The 17473-nt window shown below is 63.2% G+C and carries 14 protein-coding genes; 5 read left to right on the forward strand and 9 right to left on the reverse strand.

The annotated features are described in order from the left end of the window. Window positions 1–86: 86 nt before the first annotated feature. The 4 genes from sufD to ACWTU9_RS09665 all read right to left on the reverse strand — a co-directional run bounded on the left by sufD (window position 87) and on the right by ACWTU9_RS09665 (window position 5035). Window positions 87–1355, reverse strand: coding sequence for a Fe-S cluster assembly protein SufD (sufD, locus tag ACWTU9_RS09650; protein ID WP_455858087.1), 1269 nt, complete (start codon window positions 1353–1355; stop codon window positions 87–89). Between the two features lie 25 nt (window positions 1356–1380). Further along, window positions 1381–2136, reverse strand: coding sequence for a Fe-S cluster assembly ATPase SufC (gene sufC, locus ACWTU9_RS09655; RefSeq protein WP_454576138.1), 756 nt, complete (start codon window positions 2134–2136; stop codon window positions 1381–1383). A 29-nt stretch (window positions 2137–2165) separates the two neighbouring features. Next, window positions 2166–3683 carry a Fe-S cluster assembly protein SufB gene (sufB, locus tag ACWTU9_RS09660; protein WP_455858088.1) on the reverse strand — a complete coding sequence of 506 codons (1518 nt, stop codon included), beginning with the start codon at window positions 3681–3683 and terminating at the stop codon, window positions 2166–2168. Window positions 3684–3871: 188 nt separating this feature from the next. Further along, the gene (locus tag ACWTU9_RS09665; protein ID WP_455858089.1) at window positions 3872–5035 is read right to left on the reverse strand and encodes a cysteine desulfurase family protein; all 1164 of its coding nucleotides are present in this window, start codon (window positions 5033–5035) and stop codon (window positions 3872–3874) included. A gap of 240 nt (window positions 5036–5275) precedes the next feature. On the opposite strand from ACWTU9_RS09665, the gene ACWTU9_RS09670 reads away from it, so the two are divergent. Both ACWTU9_RS09670 and ACWTU9_RS09675 read left to right on the forward strand, forming a co-directional pair. After that, window positions 5276–5950, forward strand: a complete 675-nt coding sequence (locus ACWTU9_RS09670) for an alpha/beta hydrolase (RefSeq protein ID WP_454587192.1) — start codon at window positions 5276–5278, stop codon at window positions 5948–5950. Window positions 5951–6106: 156 nt separating this feature from the next. Further along, complete coding sequence (locus ACWTU9_RS09675) at window positions 6107–6757, forward strand: FMN-binding negative transcriptional regulator (RefSeq protein ID WP_455858090.1); 651 nt, start codon at window positions 6107–6109, stop codon at window positions 6755–6757. 45 nt (window positions 6758–6802) lie between these two features. Here the strand turns inward: ACWTU9_RS09675 and ACWTU9_RS09680 are convergent, their stop codons facing one another. The 4 genes from ACWTU9_RS09680 to ACWTU9_RS09695 all read right to left on the reverse strand — a co-directional run bounded on the left by ACWTU9_RS09680 (window position 6803) and on the right by ACWTU9_RS09695 (window position 10419). Further along, on the reverse strand, window positions 6803–7606 hold the full coding sequence (locus tag ACWTU9_RS09680; RefSeq protein ID WP_455858091.1) for a phosphatase PAP2 family protein: 804 nt from the start codon (window positions 7604–7606) through the stop codon (window positions 6803–6805). Window positions 7607–7681: 75 nt separating this feature from the next. Then, window positions 7682–9325 (reverse strand): ArnT family glycosyltransferase, encoded by a 1644-nt coding sequence (locus ACWTU9_RS09685; RefSeq protein ID WP_455858092.1) that lies wholly within the window; start codon window positions 9323–9325, stop codon window positions 7682–7684. 34 nt (window positions 9326–9359) lie between these two features. After that, on the reverse strand, window positions 9360–9692 hold the full coding sequence (locus ACWTU9_RS09690; protein ID WP_454576132.1) for a lipid-A-disaccharide synthase N-terminal domain-containing protein: 333 nt from the start codon (window positions 9690–9692) through the stop codon (window positions 9360–9362). Next, window positions 9685–10419, reverse strand: a complete 735-nt coding sequence (locus tag ACWTU9_RS09695; protein ID WP_455858093.1) for a glycosyltransferase family 2 protein — start codon at window positions 10417–10419, stop codon at window positions 9685–9687. The genes ACWTU9_RS09690 and ACWTU9_RS09695 overlap by 8 nt, the downstream gene beginning before the upstream one ends. A gap of 372 nt (window positions 10420–10791) precedes the next feature. Here ACWTU9_RS09695 and tyrS point away from each other — a divergent pair, with 372 nt between their 5' ends. Then, on the forward strand, window positions 10792–12045 hold the full coding sequence (tyrS, locus tag ACWTU9_RS09700) for a tyrosine--tRNA ligase (RefSeq protein WP_455858094.1): 1254 nt from the start codon (window positions 10792–10794) through the stop codon (window positions 12043–12045). 6 nt (window positions 12046–12051) lie between these two features. Here the strand turns inward: tyrS and ACWTU9_RS09705 are convergent, their stop codons facing one another. After that, a complete protein-coding gene (locus ACWTU9_RS09705) occupies window positions 12052–15438 on the reverse strand; it encodes a hypothetical protein (RefSeq protein WP_455858095.1) in 3387 nt (1128 codons plus the stop codon). 147 nt (window positions 15439–15585) lie between these two features. On the opposite strand from ACWTU9_RS09705, the gene ACWTU9_RS09710 reads away from it, so the two are divergent. Both ACWTU9_RS09710 and ACWTU9_RS09715 read left to right on the forward strand, forming a co-directional pair. Beyond that, the gene (locus ACWTU9_RS09710; RefSeq protein ID WP_455858096.1) at window positions 15586–16053 is read left to right on the forward strand and encodes a peroxiredoxin; all 468 of its coding nucleotides are present in this window, start codon (window positions 15586–15588) and stop codon (window positions 16051–16053) included. 142 nt (window positions 16054–16195) lie between these two features. Beyond that, on the forward strand, window positions 16196–17473 hold the full coding sequence (locus tag ACWTU9_RS09715) for a peptidoglycan DD-metalloendopeptidase family protein (protein ID WP_455858097.1): 1278 nt from the start codon (window positions 16196–16198) through the stop codon (window positions 17471–17473).

Here is a 17473-nt window from a genome sequence, read left to right on the forward strand (position 1 = left end):
GGGCGCTTCTTCCTTCTCCCCTTGTGGGAGAAGGTGGCCGAGCGCAGCTCGGTCGGATGAGGGGTGTTCGCCAGGCGAACCACCTCTTACCCGTGCGCCAAAAACCAGTCGTCGAGCCGCGCTTCCAGCGCCTCGACGATCGCTTCGTCGTCCAGTTCCTCGATGACCTCGGCGACGAATGCTTTCACGAGCAAACCCCGTGCGCTCTTCTCGTCTATGCCGCGCGCCATCAGGTAGAAGAGATGGTTGTGGTCGATCTCGGTGACGGTCGCACCGTGGCCACAGACGACGTCGTCAGCAAAAATTTCCAGCTCCGGCTTGGTCGAGAACTCGCCATCGTCGGACAGAAGCAGCGTGTTGCAGGCCATCTTGGCGTTGGTCTTCTGCGCGTATTGGTGGACGTTGATGCGGCCCTGGAACGCGCCGTGCGCCTTGCCGGTCACCACATTGCGGATCACTTCCGTCGAGGTGGTGTGCGGCACGGCATGGTCGAGCACCATGGTGACGTCGGTGTGGGTGTCGCCGGCCAGCAGATTGATGCCGCGCAGTTTGAAGTCGGCGCCTTCGCCAGTGGTCTTGACGACGATCTCCTGGCGCACAAGCTTGCCGCCGGCATTCATGAAGAACACGGTCAGCTTCGAATTCTTGCCGAGATGCGCCTTGAACTGCGCAAGATGCGTGGCGGTCTCCGGCTGTTCCTGCACGATCAGCCACGTCACCTCTGCACCTTCGCCCAGCACGAGCTGGCTGACCGAACTGGCCAGTGCCGCGCCCTCGCCGGCCTGACGCTCGACGATAGCCGCTTTGGCGCCCGCGCCGACACGCACGGGAAAGCGCACATGCAGCTGGCCGCCGGCCTGCAGGTTCTGCAATTCGATCGGCTTTTCAAGTGCTGCGCCATCAGCGATGTCGACGAAATAGCCGTCGGCGACAAAGGCGGTGTTCAGCGCACCGATGGCGTCATCGCTGCCATAGGGATCGAGGCCGGGCGCAATCGAGCCGTCGGTCAGCTTTTCCGACAGGCGATGGACGGTCACGCCTTCGATCGCGGGAAACTTCGCGTTCGAGACGCCGTTCAGGACGGCCAGGATGGCGGAGCCTTCGACAATCGGCGCCAGCGCTTTGACCGCAGCGGTCGGATCGAAGTCCGGCACCGAAGTCAGCAGCCGGCGCAGATCCGTATAGTGCCAGGATTCGATGCGGCGCGTCGGCAGGCCGTGCTTGATCGCCTCGATGGCGTCGTCGCGCTTCAGCATCACCGCGCCGTCGCCCGGCAGCAGCGACAGCCGCTCGCCGAAGGCGTCGATCAGCGCGGTTTCGGCCTGCGTTCGCTGGGGTTGTGTATGCATGTTCATCAGTGTTGCCTTGCCTTCTGGCATCTCACGCGGCTTCGCCGATCACGCCGGCATAGCCATTGGCTTCCAGGTCGAGCGCCAGCGACTTGTCGCCCGACTTGATGACCTGGCCCTTGTAGAGCACGTGCACGGAGTCGGGCACGATGTGTTCGAGCAGGCGCTGGTAATGGGTGATGACGACGATGGCGCGATCGGGCGAACGCAGCGCATTGACGCCGTCCGAGACGATCTTCAGCGCGTCGATGTCGAGGCCGGAATCGGTCTCGTCGAGCACGCATAGCTTCGGCTCCAGGAGCTTCATCTGCAGGATTTCGGCGCGCTTCTTCTCACCGCCGGAGAAACCGACATTGAGCGGCCGCTTCAGCATCGCCATGTCCATGTTGAGCGAGGCTGCCGCCTCCTTCACCCGCTTCAGGAATTCCGGGATCTTCAGCGGTTCCTCACCGCGCGCCTTGCGCTGCTCGTTCATTGCCACCTTGAGGAATTCCATGGTGGCGACGCCCGGTATCTCCATCGGATACTGGAAGGCGAGGAAGATGCCCGCGGTGGCGCGCTCGGCCGGGTCCATTTCGAGGATAGACTGGCCATTGTAGAGGATGTCGCCCTCGGTCACCTCATAGTCCTCGCGGCCGGCGAGGATATAGGACAGCGTCGACTTACCCGAGCCGTTCGGGCCCATGATGGCGGCGACCTCGCCGGCTTTCACCGTCAGGTCGAGGCCGCGGATGATCTCGGTGCCGTCATCGACGATGCGGGCATGCAGGTTCTTGATCTCAAGCATTTTTTCTTTCCTGGATATATCTTGTCCGGTCAGCCGACCGAGCCCTCAAGGCTGATGCCGATAAGCTTCTGCGCTTCGACCGCGAACTCCATCGGCAGCTGCTGGATGACATCCTTTACGAAGCCGTTGACGATCAGCGCGATCGCCTCTTCCTCGGGGATGCCGCGCTGCATGACGTAGAACTTCTGGTCCTCGGAAATCTTCGAGGTCGTGGCTTCGTGCTCGAACTGCGCCGTCGAGTTCTTGGCCTCCATGTAAGGCACGGTGTGCGCGCCGCACTGGTCGCCGATCAACAGCGAGTCGCAATTGGTGAAGTTGCGGGCGTTGGTCGCCTTGCGGTGCGCCGAGACCTGGCCGCGATAGGTGTTCTGCGAGAAGCCGGCAGCGATGCCCTTGGAGATGATGCGGCTCGACGTGTTCTTGCCGAGATGGATCATCTTGGTGCCGCTATCGACCTGCTGATAACCGTTCGACACGGCGATCGAATAGAACTCGCCCGAGGAGTCGTCGCCGCGCAGGATGCAGCTCGGATATTTCCAGGTGATGGCCGAACCGGTCTCGACCTGCGTCCACGAGATCTTGGAACGGTCGCCACGGCAATCGCCGCGCTTGGTGACGAAATTGTAGATGCCGCCCTTGCCCTCGGCGTCGCCGGGATACCAGTTCTGTACCGTCGAATATTTGATCTCGGCGTCGTCGAGCGCCACAAGTTCCACCACCGCGGCATGCAGCTGGTTTTCGTCGCGCTGCGGCGCCGTGCAGCCTTCGAGATAGGAGACGTAGGCCCCCTCCTCGGCGATGATCAGGGTGCGCTCGAACTGGCCGGTGTTCTTCTCGTTCATGCGGAAATAGGTCGACAGCTCCATCGGGCAACGCACGCCCTTGGGCACGAAGACGAACGAGCCGTCGGTGAACACGGCCGAGTTCAGCGTGGCGTAGAAATTGTCGGAGGTCGGCACGACCGAGCCAAGATACTTCTGCACCAGCTCGGGATGCTCGCGGATCGCCTCCGAGATCGAGCAGAAGATGACGCCGGCCTGCGCCAGCTCCTTCTTGAAGGTGGTGACGACCGAAACGGAATCGAACACCGCGTCGACGGCGACACGGCCCGATTTGTAGACATTGTCGCTGGCTTCCTCGAATTCCGACACGTCGGTCTTCTGCACACCGGCCAGGATTTCCTGTTCCTTCAGCGGGATACCGAGCTTCTCATAGACTTTCAGGATTTCGGGGTCGACGTCGCTGAGCGACGTCGGGCCGGGCGTGCTCTTGGGCGCCGCGTAGTAGTAGATGTCCTGAAAGTCGATCTTGGGGTAGTTGACGCGCGCCCAGGTCGGCTCTTCCAGCGTCAGCCAGCGCCGATAGGCTTCCAGACGCCATTCCAGCATCCAGGACGGTTCATCCTTCTTGGCCGAGATGAAGCGAATAATGTCTTCGCTCAGGCCCTTGGGGGCCTTGTCGACGGCGATTTCGGTCTGGAAGCCGTATTTGTATTGGTCGACGTCGATCTTTCGGACCCGATCGATCGTGTCCTGCACAGCAGGCATAAGCGTTCTCCATCCACGCCGGGGTCAAGGCCCGACAGTTTTCAAACTATGGCATCGCGGACGGCTGCCCCTCAGGGCGCGTCCAGCGGCGTAAGTTCCATATAGTGCGTCTCGACCCGGAATTCACCCGGCCACTTGCAAACGCACGGCTCTACCAGGCCCAAAGACCTGAACTCCTCTTCGCCGCCTCAGGCGGCCTGTTCCCTGCCTGCCCGACGCTGGGCGATCCCTGCCAGCGCCGAACGAAACAGCTCGATATCGGCAGCACTCGTTGCGTGGCCGATGGACACGCGCAAAGCGCCGAGGCTGTCGCCATAACCCATGGCTTTCAGGACATGGCTCGGACCGACCTTGCCCGACGAACAGGCCGATCCCGCCGACAACGCCACGCCGGCCAGATCGAAAGCGATCTGCGCCGTCTCGGCCTTGACGCCGGGAATAGCGAAGAATGTCGTATTGGCAAGCCTTGGCGCGCCGGTTCCGAAGATTTCTGCGTCCGGCACCAGGGTTTTGATGATGGTTTCGACTTCGTCACGGCGGTGCTTGAGCGTATCGACATGGTTCAGACCAGCCAAAGCCTGTCGCGCAGCGGCCCCAAAGCCGGCAATGGCCGCCAGGTTTTCGGTGCCGCCGCGATGGCCCTTTTCCTGGCCGCCGCCATTGATCAGCGGCTTCGGCATCAGCAGGTCCGCCGCGGCAACAATCGCGCCAACGCCCTTGGGACCGCCGATCTTGTGCGAAGACAGAATCAAATAGTCGGCGTAAGCCGCTGACATATCGATGAAAACGCGGCCTGCAGCCTGCACCGCATCGACCACCAGGATCCCGCCCGCCGCCTTGACGATTGCGGCGATGGAATCGACCGGCTGGGTGACGCCGGTCTCGTTGTTGGCGGCATGGATGGCGACCAGCGGCAAGCCTTCAGCCTTGTCGTGCACAACCAGAGCCGTCGCCAAAGCGCCGAGATCGGCGATCCCATTGGCGTCGACGCCGATACGCGTCACCTCAGCCGTGGGGAAGCGGCCGCCATTCAGCAGGCACGGATGATCGGCTTGCGAGACGTAGAGCCGGCTCATGCGCACCGCGCCGCGGCCCATCTGCCAGTCCGGCGTCAGCAGCGTCGAGGCGGCTTCCGTCGCGCCGGAGGTGAACACGACATGTTCGGCCCTGGCGCCAACCAACGTGGCCACGTCCCGCCGGGCATTCTCGATAAGCCGGCGCGCCGCACGGCCCTCGGCATGCACCGACGACGGATTGGCGACGAGATCGAGGGCTGCAATCATCGCCTCACGCGCCTCGGCAAGCAGCGGCGCGCTGGCGTTGTAGTCGAGATAGGCGCGTGCTGCGGCCATTTTCACTCAATCGATCCCGTCAAAACCCATTCCGCAGGGATAGCGCGTTATTTCCTTGAAATTGCAAGGCAAGACGTCCTATTTACGCGGCTTGCGGCGGGGATGGCCGGGCCGTGACGGCTGGCTATCCAGTTTTGAACAATTCTAAACTAGCTTCTAAGAAGACGCTCGCCCTGCGTCAAGGCCAGAGGAAAGAGTTGTTCCGGGCGCCGCGCATTCGTATGCCAGTTGGAGTATTTCATGCCTGAGGTCATTTTCACCGGTCCCGCCGGCCGCCTGGAGGGTCGCTATCAGCCTTCCAAGGAAAAGAGCGCGCCGATCGCCATCGTCCTGCACCCGCACCCACAGTTCGGCGGCACGATGAACAACAAGATCGTATATGACCTCTTCTACATGTTCCAGAAGCGCGATTTCACCACGCTGCGCTTCAATTTCCGCGGCATCGGCCGCAGCCAGGGCGAGTTCGACCACGGCACGGGTGAATTGTCGGATGCGGCGGCGGCGCTGGACTGGGTGCAGTCACTGCATCCGGATTCCAAAAGCTGCTGGGTCGCCGGCTATTCCTTCGGCGCGTGGATCGGCATGCAGCTCCTGATGCGCCGTCCGGAGATCGAAGGCTTCATCTCGATCGCGCCGCAGCCCAACACCTATGATTTCTCGTTCCTGGCGCCCTGCCCGTCATCGGGCCTGATCATCCATGGCGATGCCGACAAGGTGGCGCCGCCCAAGGACGTACAGGGCCTGGTCGACAAGCTGCACACGCAAAAGGGCATCACCATCACGCAGAAGACCTTGCCCGGCGCCAACCATTTCTTCGCCAATGACGCCGACCTGCTGCTCGAGGAATGCGCCGACTATCTCGACCGGCGGCTGGCCGGCGAACTGTCCGATCCGCGGCCAAAGCGGCTGCGCTAGGACCGTTCGATCTGGCGCCATGCGCGGTCGTGCCTATGGTGGGCGCGACAATGCCTTTTCGGCTGATCCATATGGTAAGGCGCGCCTGACATGTGGCGAGGCTTGGCTGAACGGTGCACAATGCGGTTCACCCAGCCGAAGAAGGCGTGACCGATCATGTACCAACCTCCTCATTTCGTAGAGACGCGCCAAGACGTCCTGCACGGGCTGATCCGCTCGCACCCGTTGGGATTGCTGATCTCCAACGGCACTGACGGCCCCATTGCCAACGCCATTCCCTTCCTGCTCGACGCCGAGGCGGGGCCGAACGGCAGGCTTCGCGCGCATCTGGCCAAGGCCAATCCGCAATGGCGCCTGCTAGCCGACAATCCGGCATCGCCGGTGCTGGTCGTGTTCCAGGGCGCCGACGCCTATGTGACGCCGTCCTGGTACGAGACCAAGCGCGAGACAGGCAAGGTCGTTCCGACCTGGAACTATGCCATCGTCCAGGTGCGCGGAACGGTCAAGGTGATCGATGATTCCGCCTGGATCGCGCAGCAGATTTCCGATCTGACGCTGTCGCAGGAAGGCGCCCGCAAGGAGCCCTGGGCGGTGACCGACGCGCCGCCGACCTTCATCCAGTCGCAGATCAAGGGCATCATCGGGCTGGAGATCGAGATCGCCGAGATCAGCGGCAAGTGGAAGGTCAGCCAGAACCGCCCTGTCGCCGACCGCGTCGGTGTCGCAGAAGGGCTGGAGAAGGAAGCCGCCGGCGCGCCTGATATGGCGCGGCTGGTGCGGAGTTGGGGCGGCATCGACGGCAAATAGCCAAGCGGCTCTGCAATGCCGGGCACAGGGCCGATAATACGCCTTCTACTGCGTGACGCGCTCGCGGTGCGGTCTTCCGGAGCGTCGGAACAGGTGAAATGTTATTTTCGGAACCGGCAATCCGGCTGTCCTGTGGCGGAAGATGAATCCCAGCCGGGTAAAGGCCAGCGCGCAGCCGACGGCAACGGCGCAGCCGAGGCCAAAGCCGGCGACGGTATCGCTTGGATAATGCGCGCCGACAAAAATCCGGGTCGACGCAACAGCCAAGGTCCCGGCCAGCAGCATCCATTTGCGCTGCGGTAACATCAGCAACGCCAGTCCGAAAATGACGCCCATCGTCGTGGCATGGCCGGAGGGGAAGCTGGCAAAGCTCGCCTCCATGGCAAAAGGATGCAGCGACAGATCGCCGAGCTTGCTGAAATTCATCGGCCTGGCTCTCCCCACGCCGTATTTCAGCACATTGACGACCAGGGCGGACGCCGCGATCGAACCCAGCACCATGAAAGCAAAGCAGGTCCAGTTGTAGAGGGTCATCCGCGCACGCCTGGAAAGACTGCGCCAATCCGTCAGATTCGCAGCAATCAGCACCAGTGCCGACGGGATGAGATACCAGCCGCCCAGGCCGAAGACGGTGAAAAAGCCTGTGAAGCGTTTGAAGCCGGGCGACCACTGCCTCACCATGGCTCCTGCCGCGTCGTCAAAACGGATCGAAACCGCGATCGTCAGCAAAAGCCAGGCCAAAGCCCAGACCGACCACAGGATTTTCGGGTAGCGGGCCGGCCGCGTCGCCAGGCGCCGCCGCACGATCCGAAACGTATCGCGGAAATTGTCCAGAGACTGCCGGAGCATGGCAGGCACCCCTGCACGCGCCGGCGATGGCGACTTCATCAACATGCGGGGCTCGAAGCGATCATCGAAGAGCCATCAGTTCGCCACACGGTACAGGCCGAGCGACAATTTATCACCTGACGAATAGTTGATACCATCGACTTCGGCGACGCGCCTGGCCTTCTTGCCCTGCCCTGCCAGCAGGTCATCCAGCTTTTGCTCGTTACCGACGGGCGCCAGGCCCAGCGCACAGGCCGGGTCGTCAAGCAGATGTTGCGCAACCCCGTCGACATCGGTCAGTACCGTCTTTGTGCCTACCAAAAATACCAGGCTCGGTTCGTGATATTCGGCGGCGGCGAGCACGCTCGTCTCACAGGGACGATCGGCGCGAACCGCCGCCTCGATTTCCCGGCTCATCCAAATCGGTTTCAGTGACGGTACGATGACACCGAACAGCAGCGCGTAGGTTATACCGGCGCAAACCGCTGTCGCGCCGATGCGGACGAGCGGCACAAGCGTCTGGCGAGAAACAGCCAGATAGCCGGCCCCCAGCGCTGCCGCCGCGGCCGGGACGCTCCACCAGGAAAATGTCTTCATGAGATAGATCGGCGCGCCGACGGCGAGCACCGCAAGGCCGACCGTGACCAGTACGGTGCCGAAAGCGGTCGCCCACCACAACCATGTCTGCCATCGCCTGAGCGGCGCATTGGCCTCTTGCGGCTTCAGCGTCAAAAGCCAGCCGATGAGCAGCGCGACGCCGGGATAGGCCGGCAGCACATAATGCGGCAGTTTGGTCGGGATCAGCTCGAAGACGAGCCAAAACGGAATGTACCAGGCGAGGCAGAAGCGCAGGCGCGGATCGTCGCGCAGGCGATTGAGCGCCTGCAGCCCGGCGCCGAGCGCCACCAGGCCGAACGGCCACATGAACAGCGAATAGGTCAGCACGTAGAAGCCGGGTGGAACGCCATGCGATTCCTCGCCTTGCGCGACCTTGCCGAGCATATCCTTGCCCACCGCCTGCTGCAGGAAGGCGCCGTGGCTTTTCCAGGTGATGAGGGCAAGCCACGGCAGCACGATCAAGACCACCAGAATCAGCCCGCGCCCCGTTTTCAGCTTCGCCAGCCAGCGCCAGTCGCGCTCGAAAGCAACCAAGGTCACCACCGTCAGCGCCGAGAGCAATGGCGCTATCGGCCCTTTGATGAGGATCGCCGCGCCTTGCGCGGCCCAGAAAACCCACGGCAGATGGCCGGCGACGGCCTCGTTGCGGCGTGATGCCAGATAGACCTGCGCCAGCGCGCCTTGCGCCAGAACGCAACAGGCGAGCAGCATCGCGTCGGTCTTGGCGTCGCGGCCTTCGAAAGCGGTGGCGAAAATCGCCGCCATGATGAGGCCAGCGGCCAGGCCGGCATTGGCGCTGAACAGATTGGCTCCCGTCCAGGCAATCGCGACAACGGCGATGGCGATGCCCAGCGCCGAGACCAGCCGGTAGACCCAGATCGGCGCCTGCGCGCCCTCGTCGCTCAGCGTTACCGCCGCCGATTGCAGCCAGTAGATGCCGATCGGCTTCTGGTAGCGCGACGCCTCCTGGAACCGGATGTCGACATAGTCCCCGGTTTCGGCCATCTGCTTGGTGGCCTGGACGAAGCGCGGCTCGTCGCGGTCGAGCGGCGGCATGGAGGCGAGCCCCGACGCCGTCATCATCAGGCTGAACAGGAAGAGAAAAAGGTAGTTCCTGCTCATTTCACACCAGACAGGGTTGGATTTTGGGCGCCGCTCAGTCGACCTTGGTCATCGCTGCCTTGCGCTCATTGGCGATGAGCCAGAGATTTCTGACATAGATGAACATGCCCATCGCCTGGCCGGCGATGAACACCGGGTCCTGGCGCTGGATGGCGTAGACCAGCAACAGGCCGCCGCCGAACAGCGAAAAGAACCAGAAAGCGACCGGCACCACGCTGCGCTTGGCCTTTTCCGAAGCGAGCCATTGCACGACGAAGCGCATGGTGAAGAAGAACTGGGCGACGAAGCCGAGCAGGATCCAGGCGTCGAACTGTTTGACGAACACCTGATGCAGCCAGGTTGCCAATTCCTGAAACACGTTAGCCATGCGTGATTTCCTCCACCTTTGGCATTCTGCGGCGCCTGCGCCGAAGCCACCAGACGCCGGCGAGATCGAGAGCGCCCTGCAGGCCACGGTCGAAGATGCCGTAATTCGATTTGCCGTGGCGGCGCGAGCGGTCGACGACGTCGCAGTGCACGACGCGGTAGCCTTCCTGGATGACCAGCGCCGGAACGAAACGATGCGTGCCGTCGAAGAACGGCAGTTTGCGCAGGATATCGGTATGCACCGCCTTCAGGCCGCAGCCGGTGTCGCGGGTGTCGTCATGCAGTATCGCGCCACGCAGCCAGTTGGCGAAACGCGATGCCAGCTGCTTGATCTTGCTGTCGCGGCGTTTCAGCCGCTGGCCTTGCGCGGCGCCGAAATCGGGCCCGGCCTGACGCAGCGCATCGACCAGCACCGGGATATATTGCGGGTCGTTCTGGCCATCGCCATCGATGGTGGCGACGATGGCGCCGCGCGCCGCCCAGGCGCCGGAGCGCACCGAAAGCGACTGGCCGGCGGATTTTTCGTGGCGCAGCTGGCGGAGCGGAAACGGCCGTTTGGCCGCCTCGGCGGCAAGCACCGAAACCGTATCGTCGGTCGAACCGTCATTGACGATGATGATTTCGAAGTCGCGCCCGGTCATCGCTACCTCGATCTCGTCGATCAGAAGCGGCAGGTTCGCCGCCTCGTTGCGGCAAGGAATGACGATGGATATCAATGCGTCCGGCATATGTCGCGTCGGGCTCTGTCACAGGATATGGCATTTTGGTGGATGCCGTGCGGTGCCGTTCCAGCGGATCGAAGGTTGCAAGAACCCGTTGGCGCGGCGCCTCAATACGCCAGCCGGCACGATGAAGCAAGCATAGCGCATGTCTTGCACGCGGACGTGAAAACCGGATTCCCCCCTTGCTGATCGCGACCTTCGATTTGGCGCGCGATCGAACGCAAAACCGGAAACCACTTTTGCTGATCGCGACCCTTTGATTTGGCGCGCGATCGAACGCAAAACCGGAAACCACTTTTGCTGATCGCGCTTGGATGCTAAACGCCCGCGTTCATATCACGCCGGGCGGTTGGGGCCTGGCGCTTTCAGGAAGAAAAAATGTCCGCCTTCAAATCCGATTTCCTGCGCATCATGAGCGAGCGCGGTTTCATCCACCAGATCTCGGATGAGACCAGGCTGGACCAGCTTTTCGCCAAGGAAACGGTGAGCGCCTATATCGGCTTCGACGCCACCGCCAAAAGCCTGCATGCCGGCTCGCTGATCCAGATCATGATGCTGCATTGGCTGCAGCAGACCGGCCACCGGCCGATCGCGCTGATGGGCGGCGGCACCTCAATGATCGGCGACCCCTCCTTCAAGGACGAGGCACGCAAGCTGCTCACCCCGCACGACATCGATAACAATCTCGTCGGCATCCGCCGCAATTTCGCGCCTTACCTGCAGTTCGGCAGCGGTCCGGGCGATGCGGTCATGGTCAACAACGCCGACTGGCTGATGCAGATCAACTACGTCAACTTCCTGCGCGATGTCGGCCGGCATTTCTCCGTCAACCGCATGCTGGCCTTCGATTCCGTGAAGCTCAGGCTCGACCGCGAGCAGTCGCTGTCCTTCCTCGAATTCAACTACATGATCCTGCAGGCCTACGACTTCGTTGAGCTCTACAAGCGCGTCGGCTGCCGGTTGCAGATGGGCGGCTCGGACCAGTGGGGCAACATTGTCAACGGCATCGACCTCGGGCACCGCATGGAGGGCGTGCAGCTCTTCGCCATGACGACGCCGCTGCTCACCACCTCGTCCGGTGCCAAGATGGGCAAATCCGCCTCGGGCGCGATCTGGCTCGATAGCGACATGCTCTCGCCTTACGAGTTCTGGCAGTATTGGCGCAACACCGAGGACGCCGACGTCGGCCGCTTCCTGAAACTCTACACGACGCTGCCTCTGGACGAGGTGGCGCGCCTGGCGAAGCTCGGCGGCTCGGAGATCAACGACGCGAAGAAGATCCTCGCCACCGAGATCACCGCCATGCTGCATGGCCGCGGCGCGGCCGAGACTGCCAGCGAGACGGCGCGCAAGACCTTCGAGGAGGGCGTGACCGCCGAAACCCTGCCGACAGTCGAGGTGGATGGCGCAACGCTGGCGGCCGGCATCGGCATTCTGTCGCTGCTGGTCACCGCAGGCCTTGCCGGGTCCAACGGCGAGGCGCGCCGGCACATTCAGGGTGGCGCCGTGCGCCTCAACGATCAGCCGGTGGCGGACGACCGGCGGATGGTGACGCCTCAGGATCTGGGTCCGGAAAACGTCGCAAAGCTGTCTTTGGGCAAGAAAAAGCACGTTCTGGTGCGGCCGGCCTGACGGACCTTACCGATATTCGAAGATCGACCGGAAAATGCCCGGGGCGATCACCGATAGCGGGTTGATGTCCAGCACCGGCTTGTTGGCGTTGCCCTTGAGCCGGTAGGTGACGCCGATCAGGCCGCGGTCTCGGCCATTGCCGAGCAGCGCGCCGACCAGCGGCAATTCACCGAAGATGCGGTTGAGGCCATAGGCCGGCATGAACGTGCCGGTCATGTCCATATTGTTGTTCTGGTCGTAGAGCGTGCCCTGGAACGTGGTGCCGATGCGCGGGCCGCGCAGCACGCCATTGGCCAGCTTCAGGTAACCGGGTCCCTTGTCGATCTCGGTAAAGCCGCGCTCGAACTTCACCCGCGAGGTGTCGATCTTGCCTTTGACCGCTTCGTTCAGGCTGCGGCTGTCGCCGACCGGCGTGGTGGAGACGATCGAGGCGAGCTTGGGTTCATTGACGATGAAGAAGTTGCTGGAATCGACCTGACCCCGCATCGGCCCGTCGGCCGCGCCGCTGAGCGCGAGCGTGATCGAGCCGCCTTCCATGTGTTCGTAGATGTTGAGGAAGCGCAATATGGCGCCGGCGTCGGCAGACTTCATGTTGAGCGCGCGCGCGCCGTCGCCCGCGGTGTTGCTGATGGTGATGGCGGCACCCGAACTTGCCGTGGCGCTGACCTTCAGCCCGTTCACCCTGGAGCCGGCGGCGCTGTAGTCGAGCTTCAGATTGGACAGGACCTCGTCGTGGAACCCGGTCAGCGAATTGATATCGGCGCTGACCGAAACCGCATCCGTGCCCGTGGTCTTGGTGGCGGTGTCGACGTCGGAGGTGAACTGCTTGATCAGCGCGCGGGCATCGAGCGCATTGCCGCTGACGTCGACGGCAAAGCCCTTGCCCGACCGCTTCACCGTCACGGCAACGTCGTCGCCCCGGTTCAAGGCGACCTTGCTGAAGCGGGCCGAGGACAGCGCGCCCTTGACCAGGACGACATCGCCGTTGACCGAAAAACTCTTTCCATCGAGGTCGAAGTCGGACAGCGTTGTCGTATCGCCGGACTTGGCCATGGTGAAAGTGGAATTGGCGGGGATGCCCGGCCCCTTGCTCCAGCCGGCCCAGGGAATGTCCAGCCTGGCGCTGGTCAGGTCGACCGCGACGTTCTGGCTGCCGCCTTCACCGCTCTTGTCGATCGACACCTTGATGGTGCCGGAAATCAGCGGCGACAGGCCGGGCATGGCGACGGCACGCGTCTTGTCGTCAAGCACAAGCGCCACCTTGCGGCTGCGCGGCGGTCCGTCATCCCTGAGCGGCTCGACCAGATCGAGCTCCGCCGGAATGCCGTTCAGCTTCGCGTCGGCCGAGATCACCGCCTTGTCGGGCCCGACCTCGATCGAACCGTCGGCATCGGTCACCGTTTGATCTTCGAACGGCTTGGCGAGCGACAGGTTTTGATAGTCGAGCGACACCAGCCAATCGAGCTTCGAAGTGTCGACGCCGGACTGCAGCGGGATGTCGGCCTTGACGTGGCCGGTCACCGTGCCGGACAGGTCGTCCGGCGAAATGCCGACATGGCGCATGGCATTGATCGGTTCGTAGGAGGCGAGCTCGGCGATGGCCGGCGCTTCGCCGGCGACGTCGATTTCGAGCGCGCCGATCACTGGCGGGTGGTTCGCCGCCTTCACCGCCAGCGTGCCATTGCTTGCCGCCACGGTGCGGCCGCTCGGCATATAGACGCTGCCCGACGACAGCGCGATGTCGACATCGTTTCCGTGGAAGGAAACGACGCCAATGGCATCGCGGATCGGCGGGATGCGCCCGGCGGTGTCGAAGCGCGAGCCCTCGACCTGGAACCTGCCGAACACCTCGTCAGCCGAAAGCGGCACGCCGTTGCCGAGCCGCCCCGGCACGACCTGGAACTGCAGGTTGGCGTCGACGACGCGGCCGCCAAACAGGTTCTGCAACACCCACAGCCGGGCATTTTTGGCTGAAAACCAGGGCCACAACTGCTTGACATGCGAGACCGGCATGTCGTGGACGTTGAGCGACAGCGAGATGCCCGGCGGCCCGTTGTCGATGAAGGCAAGTGCGGCCGTGCCCAGCACCTCGCTGCCCGATCCCGACCTGACGCCGATCTGCTCGGCGACGAGCTTGCGGCTTTTGACCTGATAGACGCCGGCGACGCGGGCGAAGAAATTCAGCGCCGGCTCGGGCGATTCCGCCGGCGCCAGCGTCGAGCCGTCGCTGGTCAGGTCGTAGCGATAGGAAGGCTCCTCGCCGGCCGCACCGGTCGGCGGCTTTGGCCCGATCGAGCCGGCGAAGTTGAATGTCGAACGCCCGGTCTTCAAAACCAGCCTGCCGACATCGATCTTGTTTGAGCCGGAGACAAGCGTGGCGTCGACATCGACATCCGCCGGCAACAGCCCGCGTGTGCCGAGGTCGAGCACCGAGCCGGTTAGCGACAATGAGGCCGTCAGTCGGGAATCGCTCTCGCCCGTGCCTTCGGTCCCCGTCAGCCTCAAAGCGATCGCGCCGGTTTTCCCACCGGCCTCTGGCGTTGTCTCTGGAATGGGCGCCATGTCGATGGCCGCATTCAACGCAGTGACCCGCAGGGATGTCGTATCGCGGGTAGCGGTGGCGGTGGCCGTGAGCGCCCGGCCATCGATATCCGCCTCGGACGAGAACTCCATGCTGCCCGGGCCTGACTGCAGCACGGTGGCATTGGCGATCGTGACCAGCTTGACCGAGCCAGCCTCGGGCAGTTCGAACTGGACATTTTTGAGGTCGATGCGGCGCATCGAATCCTCGCGCACTGCATCGAGCGCATGGTTGACGTGGCCGAAGACAGAGGCGGCCAGCTTTTCCGGATCGATGAGGCCGTCTTGATTGCGCAGCGCGGCCGTCCAGTCGCCGCCCGACGGCATTGCCGCGGTGACAATATGGGCATCGGAAATCCTGGCGCTGGTCAGCCGCACCTCGCCCGAAAACAACGGTATCAGCCGGATGCCGAAACGGACGCGCCCGGCATCGGCCATCGGCTTGCCGTCGGCGGTCTTGACGCTGACGTCCTTGACCTGCAGCGCAATGAAGCTCGACCCGTCCAGTGTCAGGCGGGCCGGGCCGACGGCGACATTGACGTCGAAACCGGCGAGTTTCTCGATCGCCGTTTCGGCTTCCGCCCGCAGCCGCTCGCTACCGATGCCGGTGGCGCCGATGACATAGACGGCGGCGGCGGCAAGCAGCACCAGGGCCGCGACGCCGGTAAACAGGCGGGCAAGGATGCGAAAGCCGCGGCCGATGCGTGCCTTGCCCAGCGGCGGCACGCGGCAGGCAGACGGGAAAGTCCCCAGGTCGGTGATCTCGTCACGCCTGAACCGGATTTTCTCGTGCTGCGGTTCTTCCTGATCCACGCAATTTTCCGTTGTACGAATTCGATCGTGGACGAGTCCCCGCTCGACACTATAACGATGCAGCCTAGAGCATGATGCGGTTTTCGGACGACATCATGCTCTATCTCTTTGATTCAGGGCCGCGTAACCTCAAACAAGGGCATCGATATGGCTGATCTCGACATTGGCGACGCTGCTCCGCAATTCGACCTTCCGCGTGACGGCGGCGGCTCGGTCAGCCTTGCCGCGTTGCGGGGAAAGCCCGTCGTACTTTATTTCTATCCGCAGGACGACACCACAAGCTGCACCAACGAGGCGATCAGCTTTTCGCAGCTGAAGCCGGAGTTCGAAAAGGCCGGCGCCGTCGTGATCGGCCTGTCGCCGGACAGCGTGAAGAAGCACGACAAGTTCAAAACCAAGTACGATCTCACCGTCGATCTGGTTGCTGACGAGGAGCGCAAAGTGATCGAAGCCTACAATCTGTGGGTCGAAAAGACGATGTATGGCCGCAACTATATGGGCGTCGAACGGGCGACGTTCCTGATCGGCAAGGACGGCCGCGTCGCCGGCATCTGGCGCAAGGTTCGCGTGAAGGGGCACGCCGAGGCGGTGCTGGAGGCGGTGCGCGCACTCTGAGGCGCCGCCGATGTCGCCGCTCCGCCCTCAACCGCCGCTCGTCCTGCGCAATCCTTGCCGGCCCGACGCTCACGGCAAAACTTTGTTAACCCTAATAATGTGTAATCAGGCTTCGTTGGTGTCGTAACGAAAGCTTGGTCCCGTGAACCCAACCGGTCAGTCAGCGGTCTTCGGCAGGCGCAAGGAGCCCCACACCGTCATCATTGCGCGGGGCAATGAAATACGACATTTCACCATCCGTCCGTGGCTCGTCGCGTTTCTCGGCTCGGCACTGGCGGCAATCGCCATCGGCTACCTTATGGCGACCTCCTATCTGGTGCTGCGCGACGATTTGATCGGCGCCACCACGGCCAGACAGGCGCGCATGCAGCAGGCTTATGAGGATCGCATCTCGGCATTGCGCGCGCAGGTCGACCGCATCACCAGCCGCCAGCTCCTCGACCAGAAACTGATGGAAACCAAGGTCAGCGAATTGCTCGAGCGGCAGAGCCAGCTCAGCCAGCGCCATGGCCGCCTTGGCCCGATTCTGGAACGGGCGGAAAATGAAGTCGGAACGCCGCCCGCCGCGGATGTGGCGGCAAAGCCCGACGAGCATGCCGAACTGACCGGCGGCGAGCCTCTGGCCTATTCGGTCGCCAGCCTCGGATCAGGCGACACCAGGCCGTTCTCGCTGTGGTCGACCCGCTCCGATCCGCTTCCAAGCGAAACGGCGGCCGACCGTGCCGACAAGCTGTTCGTCTCGATCAACGAATCGCTGAAGAATATCGAGACACAGCAGCTCACCCGCATCGCCACGCTTGCCGACAATGCCTACAAGAACGCCGATGCCATCACCCAGGCGCTCGAGGCGGCCGGCCTGCCTGTCGACAGCGATTTCGGCAAAAACGAAAGCGATGTCGGCGGGCCGCTGATCCCGCTGGACTCCTCGATGATGTTCGACAGCAAGGTCAAGGAACTCGACGAGGCGCTGGATACGCTCGACCAGTTGAAGAAAGAGGCGCGGCGGCTGCCCCTCGCCAACCCCGCGCCCGGCCACTCCGTCACCAGCCCGTTCGGCGTGCGCACGGACCCGATCCTTGGCACTGCAGCCCTGCATTCGGGCATGGATTTCCGCGCGCCGGTCGGCATGGCGGCCAAGGTCACGGCTGCGGGCGTAGTCACCAAAGCCGGCTGGAACGGCGGCTATGGCCGCATGGTCGAGGTCGACCACGGCAACGGCTTTGCCACCCGCTATGGGCATTTGAGCGAAATCGATGTGGCCGTCGGCCAGAAGCTCGCGGCCGGAGAGATCGTCGGCAAGACCGGCAGCAGCGGCCGCTCGACAGGTCCGCACCTGCACTACGAGGTCCGCCATAATGGCGAAGCCATCGACCCGCTGCGCTTCCTGACCGTCGGCAAGAAGGTCGAGCAGTATCTGTAG

This window comes from Mesorhizobium sp. 128a (assembly GCF_053848025.1).

Excerpts from the sequence above, each read along its gene's own strand:
- sufC (WP_454576138.1), bottom strand. The coding sequence starts at position 2,136 with ATGCTTGAGATCAAGAACCTGCATGCCCGCATCGTCGATGACGGCACC.
- ACWTU9_RS09680 (WP_455858091.1), bottom strand. The coding sequence starts at position 7,606 with ATGCTCCGGCAGTCTCTGGACAATTTCCGCGATACGTTTCGGATCGTG.
- ACWTU9_RS09690 (WP_454576132.1), bottom strand. The coding sequence starts at position 9,692 with ATGGCTAACGTGTTTCAGGAATTGGCAACCTGGCTGCATCAGGTGTTC.
- ACWTU9_RS09685 (WP_455858092.1), bottom strand. The coding sequence starts at position 9,325 with ATGAGCAGGAACTACCTTTTTCTCTTCCTGTTCAGCCTGATGATGACG.
- ACWTU9_RS09710 (WP_455858096.1), top strand. The coding sequence starts at position 15,586 with ATGGCTGATCTCGACATTGGCGACGCTGCTCCGCAATTCGACCTTCCG.
- ACWTU9_RS09665 (WP_455858089.1), bottom strand. The coding sequence starts at position 5,035 with ATGGCCGCAGCACGCGCCTATCTCGACTACAACGCCAGCGCGCCGCTG.
- sufD (WP_455858087.1), bottom strand. The coding sequence starts at position 1,355 with ATGAACATGCATACACAACCCCAGCGAACGCAGGCCGAAACCGCGCTG.
- sufB (WP_455858088.1), bottom strand. The coding sequence starts at position 3,683 with ATGCCTGCTGTGCAGGACACGATCGATCGGGTCCGAAAGATCGACGTC.
- tyrS (WP_455858094.1), top strand. The coding sequence starts at position 10,792 with ATGTCCGCCTTCAAATCCGATTTCCTGCGCATCATGAGCGAGCGCGGT.
- ACWTU9_RS09670 (WP_454587192.1), top strand. The coding sequence starts at position 5,276 with ATGCCTGAGGTCATTTTCACCGGTCCCGCCGGCCGCCTGGAGGGTCGC.
- ACWTU9_RS09675 (WP_455858090.1), top strand. The coding sequence starts at position 6,107 with ATGTACCAACCTCCTCATTTCGTAGAGACGCGCCAAGACGTCCTGCAC.
- ACWTU9_RS09695 (WP_455858093.1), bottom strand. The coding sequence starts at position 10,419 with ATGCCGGACGCATTGATATCCATCGTCATTCCTTGCCGCAACGAGGCG.